The organism is Comamonas sp. MYb69 (genome assembly GCF_037479315.1).
In the GTDB taxonomy this organism is placed as follows: Bacteria; Pseudomonadota; Gammaproteobacteria; order Burkholderiales; family Burkholderiaceae_C; genus Comamonas.
This window is the reverse complement of sequence record NZ_JBBGZG010000004.1, coordinates 423,496-430,570: the sequence shown is the minus strand read 5'-3', so window position 1 is coordinate 430,570 and position 7,075 is coordinate 423,496. Positions and strand designations below refer to the sequence as shown.

Below are 7,075 nucleotides of genomic sequence, written 5' to 3'. Positions count from 1 at the left end.
AAGACCTAACCCAAGAGCCTGAGCCCCTAGATCCACTCCGCCGCGATCAGCGAAGCCTTGTATTGTAGCACAGCTTTTTGAACTGTTTGACAGAGTTTTCAGCGTTTCCGCCAGCCCCCTTGTCAGCACCTCAAAAAAACAAACCTTGCGAACCGCCCTCTTTCGAGTCTGGCAGCTTTGCAAGGCATCGTGCTGTCGATAGACGCTATTGTATAGGCGTTTACCGACAGCTTTTCATGAAATTGCAATTTTTTTCAACTGCAGTGGCCGATCAGACCTTCCACTTCTCCAGCAGCTTCTCTGGACGCAGGCTGTCGTAGCCCTCGAACGGCTGGTGGATCCAGGGGTTGGTCGCCAGGAACTCCACCGAGTAATCGGGCGTGAAGGTGGAAACACCCTTGGTCCAGATCACCGCACTGCGCAGCTCCGTGATGGGCGCGTAGTTGTTCTTGAGCATGTTGATCACGGCATTGAGCGTGTGACCCGAGTCCGCCAGGTCATCAACCAGCAGCACGCGGCCAGCGATCTCACCCTTGGGGGTGGTGATGAAGCGCGCGATATCCAGGTGACCCTGCTGCGTACCGGCCTCGGCGCGGTAGGAGCTGGTCGACATGATGGCCAGGGGCTTGTCAAAAATACGGCTCAGGATGTCGCCAGGACGCATACCGCCGCGAGCCAGACACAAGATGGTGTCGAACTCCCAGCCCGATTGGTGAATCTTGATGGCCAGTTTTTCAATCAGGCCATGGTACTCGTCGTAGCTGACATACAAGTGCTTGCCGTCTTCAGTAAGCATGGGTTTCCTCAATCAAAAGTAGCAACCAGGGCTTAGGCCTGGTAGGGGTTGTGCATCAGGATCGTATGGTCGCGATCCGGGCTGGTCGAGACAACGGCGATGGGCACACCGGTGACTTCGGCAATACGGTCCAGGTAACGGCGCGCATTGACGGGCAGCTTGTCGTATTCGGTCACACCCACGGTGGTGTCGGTCCAACCGGGGATTGCTTCGTAGATGGGCTTGCAACGCTCGATGTCGTCTGCGCCCAGTGGCAGCAGGTCGATGCGCTCGCCATCGAGCTCATAGCCCACGCACAGCTGCAGCTCTTCGATGCCGTCGAGCACATCCAGCTTGGTGATGCACAGACCGGACAGGCCGTTGATCTGGGCCGAGCGCTTGAGCAAGGCCGCATCAAACCAGCCGCAGCGGCGATAGCGACCGGTGGTGACGCCCTTCTCTGCGCCCACGGTGCTCATCACCCAGCCTGGCGTGCCTTCCTTTTGCCATTCCAGCTCGGTCGGGAAGGGACCACCACCGACGCGGGTGCAGTATGCCTTGGTAATACCCAGCACATAGTGCAGCAGGCCTGGGCCCACGCCCGCACCGGCAGCCGCATTGCCAGCCACGCAGTTGGACGAGGTCACATAGGGGTAGGTGCCGTGGTCCACATCCAGCAGCGAGCCTTGCGCGCCTTCAAACAGCAGGTTGCCGCCTTCGGCATGCACCTGGTTCAGCTCGGACGAGACATCGGCAATCATCGGCTTGATCAGCTCGGCGTGTTGCATGGCTTCGTTGTAGACGGCGTCGAACTGGATCTCGCCATTCTTCATGTAGGGAGCCAGTTGCGGGCCGAAGTCGAACTTCTGCGAACCGAGCACGCTCACCAGGATGTGGTTGTGCAGGCTCAGCAGCTCGCGCAGCTTGGTGGCAAAACGCTCGGGGTGCTTGAGGTCTTGCACGCGCAGTGCACGGCGGGCAATCTTGTCTTCATAGGCAGGGCCGATGCCCTTGCCGGTGGTGCCGATCTTTTGCACGCCGCCTTGTTCACGGGCCGCTTCACGGGCCAGATCCAGCGCCTGGTGGAAAGGCAGGATCAGCGGGCAGGCTTCAGACACGCGCAGGCGATCACGCACCTGAACGCCGGCCTTCTCCAGGCCTTCGATTTCTTCGAACAGCTTGCCCACGGACAGCACCACACCATTGCCGATGTAGCACTTGACGCCGGGGCGCATGATGCCGCTGGGGATCAGATGCAGTGCCGTCTTCACGCCATTGATGACCAAGGTGTGGCCGGCATTGTGGCCACCCTGGAAGCGCACCACACCTTGTGCGCTCTCCGTCAGCCAATCGACCAACTTACCCTTGCCTTCGTCACCCCATTGAGTGCCAACCACAACAACGTTGCGACCTTTGGAGATAGCCATGTCTTTTCCCATCCAAGAACAAAATACGGTTAAATGCTGCGCACGATCCACTGGCCATCGACTTCGGCCAGTTCGCGGTCACAATTGAATTCGTCGACTTCATCGTCATGCCCAGGCAAGGCGCAGACCACGGTTTCACCGGTCTGGCGCAGGCGGGCGATGACCTCGCGCATATCGTGGCGGTCCACCCAGGGCGCGCGAATGGCAGCCTTGAGGGGACGCGGCTCGACCACCGGCACCAGCTGCTTGATATCCAGACTGAAACCAACGGCAGGACGGCTGCGGCCAAAAGCGGCACCCACCTCGTCGTAGCGGCCGCCACGTACCAGCGCATCGGTCACGCCTTGCGCATAGATCGCAAAGCGCATGCCGCTGTAGTAGGAGTAGCCGCGCAGATCGGCCAGGTCAAACGTCACAGCCGGGCTGTCGATGCGGCTGGCCAGTTGGCGCAGGTCCGCCAGAATCGGTGCCACACCCGGGATGGCTGCCAGGGCCTTTTCAGCCTCGGCCAGCACCTCCACATCGCCATACAGGTTGAGCAAGGCACGCAGTCCATCGCGCTGGGCCTGCGGAAAATCACGGGTCAGCGCAGCGAGCTCGGAGGCATCCTTGACCGCCAGCGCCGCATGCACGCGGCGCAGGGTGGGCAGATCCACCAGCAAGCCCGCCAGCAGGCGCTGAACGATGCGCACATCGGCCAGGTCCACCGAGAAATCATGCAGCTGGGCCACGCGCAGCGACGCGGTCGCCAGCGCGATCACCTCCACATCCGCCTCCACCCCGGCATGGCCGTAGATTTCAGCGCCAAACTGCAAGGGCTCGCGCGTCGCATGGGGGCGATCGGGCTTGGCATGCAGCACCGGCCCGCAGTAGCACAGACGCGTCACACCCTTGCGGTTGAGCAAATGGGCATCGATGCGAGCAACTTGTTGGGTGGTGTCAGGGCGGATGCCCAGGGTGCGACCGGAGAGCTGGTCCACCAGCTTGAAGGTCAGCAGGTCCAGCGCTTCACCGGAGCCGGAGAGCAGCGAGTCCAGATGCTCCAGCAGCGGGGGCATCACCAGTTCGTAGCCGTAAGCACAAGCCGTGTCGAGCAGGCCACGCCGAAGCTCTTCGATGTGTCGCGCTTCAGAAGGCAGCACATCGGCAATGTGATCCGGAAGGATCCAAGCAGACATGGGGAATTGGGAGGGCTGTTAAAAACGTGATTCTACAGGGATGACAGTGGGCGATCCGCATTTCCTGCTCTCGGCACTGCGCCTTTGCGGCCATTACAGAGCCCAGCGCCTAGCGATGCTATAAGAAACCCCAATGAAAAAAGCCACTTTGCGTATGCAAAGTGGCTTGGTGGAGCGCTGGGCCGGGCTTACTTGGTGCCGGACGAGCGATAGCCCTTGAAGAAATCCGAGGACGATGGATCGACCACGATCACGTCCGACTTCTTGTTGAAGCTGGACTTGTAGGCCTCCAGGCTGCGGTAGAACTGCGCGAACTGCGGGTCTTTGCCAAAGGCATCGGCATAGACCTTGGCCGCTTCGGCATCGCCCTCACCCTTGAGCGCCTGGGCGTCACGGTAGGCATTGGCCACCGTCACTTCACGCTGGCGATCGGCATCGGCGCGGATCTTTTCACCCACGGCACCACCGGTCGAACGCAGCTCATTGGCCACGCGCTTGCGCTCGGCTTCCATACGGCTATAGACCGATTCGGTGATGGCCTCCACATAGTCAACGCGTGTGATGCGCACGTCCACAATGTCGATACCCCAAGGCTTGCTGCCCTTGACCGCTTCGAGCACTTCGCGCTTGACGTCGGCCATGGTCTGCTCGCGCTTGCCAGAGATCATGTCCTGCACGGTACGGCGGTTGACTTCCTCCTGGAAGGCATTGCGCACCACGCGGTTGAGCTGGATCGCGCCCTGGCCTTCAGTCGTACCCACATTGCGGATATAGGCCGAAGGATCGGTGATGCGCCAGCGCACATACCAGTCAATCACCACGCGCTGCTTCTCGGCAGTCAGCATGGATTCGGTGTCGGTGCTGTCCAAGGTCAGCAGGCGCTTGTCCAAGTAGGTCACATTCTGCAGCGGCGGCGGCAGCTTGAAGTTCAAGCCCGGCTCCGTGATGACTTCCTTGATCTGGCCGAGCGCATACTTGATGCCAAACTGCCGCTGATCGACAACAAACACGGTGGAGCTGAGCAAGGCCAGCACCACCAGGACGGTTGAAGCTAAAAATCCCATTCGATTCACAAATCACTCCTAGCGCGACTCGCGGTCACGGGTACGGCTGGTATCACGGGCACGGGCATCGGGCACCGATGGTGCGGGAGCCGGTGCGCTGGTCGTGGACGCGTTCGAGCTGGCAGCAGCATCGCCTGCCGCAGCGCCGCCCTGGGTCTGCTGCATGATCTTGTCCAGCGGCAGGTACAGCAGGTTGGAGCCTTGCTTGGAGTCGACCACCACCTTGGTCACATTGCTGTAGACCTGTTGCATGGTTTCCAGGTACAGGCGGTCACGTGTGACCACCGGCGCCTTTTGGTACTCGGTGTAGATCGACGAGAAGCGCTGGGCATCACCCTGGGCCTGCGCCACGATACGGGCCTTGTAAGCGGCAGCTTCTTCCATCAGGCGCGATGCCGTACCGGTGGCGCGGGGCACCACATCGTTGGCATAGGCTTCGGCCTGGTTCTTGGTGCGCTCACGCTCCTGCCCGGCCTTGAGCACGTCGTCAAATGCCGCCTGCACCTGCTCGGGCGGGCGCACGCCGCCCTGCTGCAGATTGACGCCCACGACCTCGACACCGATCTTGTAGCGATCCAGGATCACCTGCATCAGCTCACGCACGCGAGGCGCAATCTGGTCGCGCTCTTCGGCCAGTGCGGCATCCATCTTCATCTTGCCCACCACCTCACGCACGGCGGTTTCGGCCACCTGGATCACGGTGTCTGCCGGCGCCTTGCTCTCGAACAGCCAGGCACGCGCATCGCTCAGGCGGTACTGCACGGCGAACTTGATCTCGACGATGTTCTCGTCTTCGGTCAGCATCGCCGATTCGCGCAGACCAGTGGTCTTGATGATGCTGTCGCGGCCCACATCGGCAGAGCGGATCTGCGAGACGTAGACCAGCTCATGGCGCTGGATCGGGTATGGCAGGCGCCAGTTGATACCGGCATTGACGGTCTTGTGGTACTTGCCGAACTGCGTGATGACCGCTTGCTGGCCTTCTTGCACGATGAAAAAGCCGGTGCCCATCCAGATCAGTGCGGCAACGCCGACGATCAGGCCCAGGCCAACGCCTGCGCCCTTGAACTCGGGCGGCTGCCCTGCACTGCCGCGGCCCGTGCCGCCGCCTTTACCGCCACCGAACAAACCACCGAGCTTTTTGTTCAGGTCCTGCCACAGCTCGTCCAGATCCGGGGCACCGCTGGTGCCGGGGCGCTGCGCGTTGGGCCGGTTGTTCTGCTCGGGCGGGTTGTAGGGCGGGCGAGATGGCTCTTGACCTGCATTGCTGCTGTCGTCCTTGCCATCGTCGCCCCGCCCCCAGCGGGGATCGTTCAGGTTAAACATTCCGCGCAGGCCTTGCGGCAGCAAGGCCAGGCGCGGAAAACGTGAATGAAGTTTCATTAGCGATGTCTCTATGAATCAGCGTTACAAGCGCATGCAAGCAGCCATTGTGGCAGCCCTAGGAGGCATTTCCCAGCAATTCGTCATCAGCGTCTGGGGCTATCTCCCAGGCATCACCCGCATCGAGCGCTGCCTGGCGAGCGACCAGGGCCTGGGCCAGGTGCTCGCGCACGGCCTCCAGCCCCTGCCCCTTGGCTGCGCTGACAAAGAATCGTGGAACCTGCACCCCATCGAGCTCATAGCTGTCTGCAAGCGCTGGTGGCCGCCGGTCTGGCTCAATGGCATCCAGTTTATTGAATACCAGAACCTGCGGCACGTTTTCTGCCCCAATTTCCCGAAGAACCTTTTGGACTTGTTGTATTTGTTCCGGGTGGGCAGGGTTGGAGGCATCGACCACATGCAGCAGCAGATCTGCATCGACCGCTTCTTGTAGGGTTGCCTCGAAAGCATTGACCAGCCCGTGGGGCAGGTCACGAATAAAACCGACCGTGTCGGAGATGGAGATGGAGCGCTGTGCGGACTCCAGGTACATCTGCCGCGTCGTCGTGTCCAAGGTCGCAAACAGCTGATCGGCTGCATAGGCGCGGGCCTTGACCACGGCGTTGAAGAAGGTCGATTTGCCGGCATTGGTGTAACCCACCAAGGACACGTTGAAAGTGTCGTTGCGCTGGCGCTGGCGGCGCTGCGTGGCGCGCTGCTTCTTGACCTTGAGCAGCCGGTCCTTGGTGCGCTTGATCGCATCGTTGATCATGCGCTTGTCCAGCTCGATCTGCGTCTCACCCGGGCCGCCACGCGTGCCGATACCGCCGCGCTGGCGCTCCAAGTGCGACCAGCGGCGCACCAGGCGCGTGCTGAGGTACTGCAGCTTGGCCAGTTCGACCTGGAGCTTGCCCTCATGGCTGCGTGCGCGCTGCGCAAAGATCTCGAGGATCAGCAAGGTCCGGTCGTTGACCGGCATCTGCAGATGGCGCTCCAGATTGCGCTGCTGGGCCGGGCTGAGCGCCTGGTCAAACAGGATCTCGGTGGCACCATGGGTCTGCGCCACCAGGCGGATCTCATCGGCCTTGCCGCTGCCCACAAACAGCGCCGCGTCGGGCACCTTGCGCTTGCACACCAGGCGCGCGACCGGGTTCAGGCCAGCCGTTTGGGCCAGCAGTCCCAGCTCTTCGAGCTCGGAATCGAAGTGCGGAAAACCAAAATCCACCCCGATCAGCATGACCGGGGTGGATTTTTTGTCGTTGGAATTTT

The 7,075-nt window shown here is 61.4% G+C and carries 6 protein-coding genes; all 6 read right to left on the bottom strand.

Annotated features, from left to right (window positions below; all coding sequences use genetic code 11):
- Nucleotides 1-271: 271 nt before the first annotated feature.
- The 6 genes from WH303_RS08265 to hflX all read right to left on the bottom strand — a co-directional run bounded on the left by WH303_RS08265 (nucleotide 272) and on the right by hflX (nucleotide 7,043).
- Nucleotides 272-796: a phosphoribosyltransferase gene (locus WH303_RS08265; RefSeq protein WP_021027527.1), complete on the bottom strand. Its 525-nt coding sequence runs from the start codon at nucleotides 794-796 to the stop codon at nucleotides 272-274.
- Nucleotides 797-828: 32 nt separating this feature from the next.
- A complete protein-coding gene (locus tag WH303_RS08260; protein WP_021027526.1) occupies nucleotides 829-2,202 on the bottom strand; it encodes an adenylosuccinate synthase in 1,374 nt (457 codons plus the stop codon).
- A gap of 29 nt (nucleotides 2,203-2,231) precedes the next feature.
- Nucleotides 2,232-3,380, bottom strand: coding sequence for an ATP phosphoribosyltransferase regulatory subunit (locus WH303_RS08255; protein WP_021027525.1), 1,149 nt, complete (start codon nucleotides 3,378-3,380; stop codon nucleotides 2,232-2,234).
- 188 nt (nucleotides 3,381-3,568) lie between these two features.
- On the bottom strand, nucleotides 3,569-4,453 hold the full coding sequence (gene hflC / locus WH303_RS08250; RefSeq protein ID WP_021027524.1) for a protease modulator HflC: 885 nt from the start codon (nucleotides 4,451-4,453) through the stop codon (nucleotides 3,569-3,571).
- A gap of 9 nt (nucleotides 4,454-4,462) precedes the next feature.
- Nucleotides 4,463-5,827, bottom strand: coding sequence for an FtsH protease activity modulator HflK (hflK, locus tag WH303_RS08245; RefSeq protein ID WP_312990063.1), 1,365 nt, complete (start codon nucleotides 5,825-5,827; stop codon nucleotides 4,463-4,465).
- 58 nt (nucleotides 5,828-5,885) lie between these two features.
- Entirely contained in the window at nucleotides 5,886-7,043 is a 1,158-nt protein-coding gene (gene hflX / locus WH303_RS08240) for a GTPase HflX (protein WP_339517913.1), read from the bottom strand.
- Nucleotides 7,044-7,075 lie beyond the last annotated feature (32 nt).

Bases quoted from the DNA above. Each gene is read 5' to 3' on its own strand.
- WH303_RS08255 (WP_021027525.1), bottom strand. From the start codon at position 3,380: ATGTCTGCTTGGATCCTTCCGGATCACATTGCCGATGTGCTGCCTTCT.
- hflX (WP_339517913.1), bottom strand. From the start codon at position 7,043: ATGCTGATCGGGGTGGATTTTGGTTTTCCGCACTTCGATTCCGAGCTC.
- WH303_RS08265 (WP_021027527.1), bottom strand. From the start codon at position 796: ATGCTTACTGAAGACGGCAAGCACTTGTATGTCAGCTACGACGAGTAC.
- WH303_RS08260 (WP_021027526.1), bottom strand. From the start codon at position 2,202: ATGGCTATCTCCAAAGGTCGCAACGTTGTTGTGGTTGGCACTCAATGG.
- hflK (WP_312990063.1), bottom strand. From the start codon at position 5,827: ATGAAACTTCATTCACGTTTTCCGCGCCTGGCCTTGCTGCCGCAAGGC.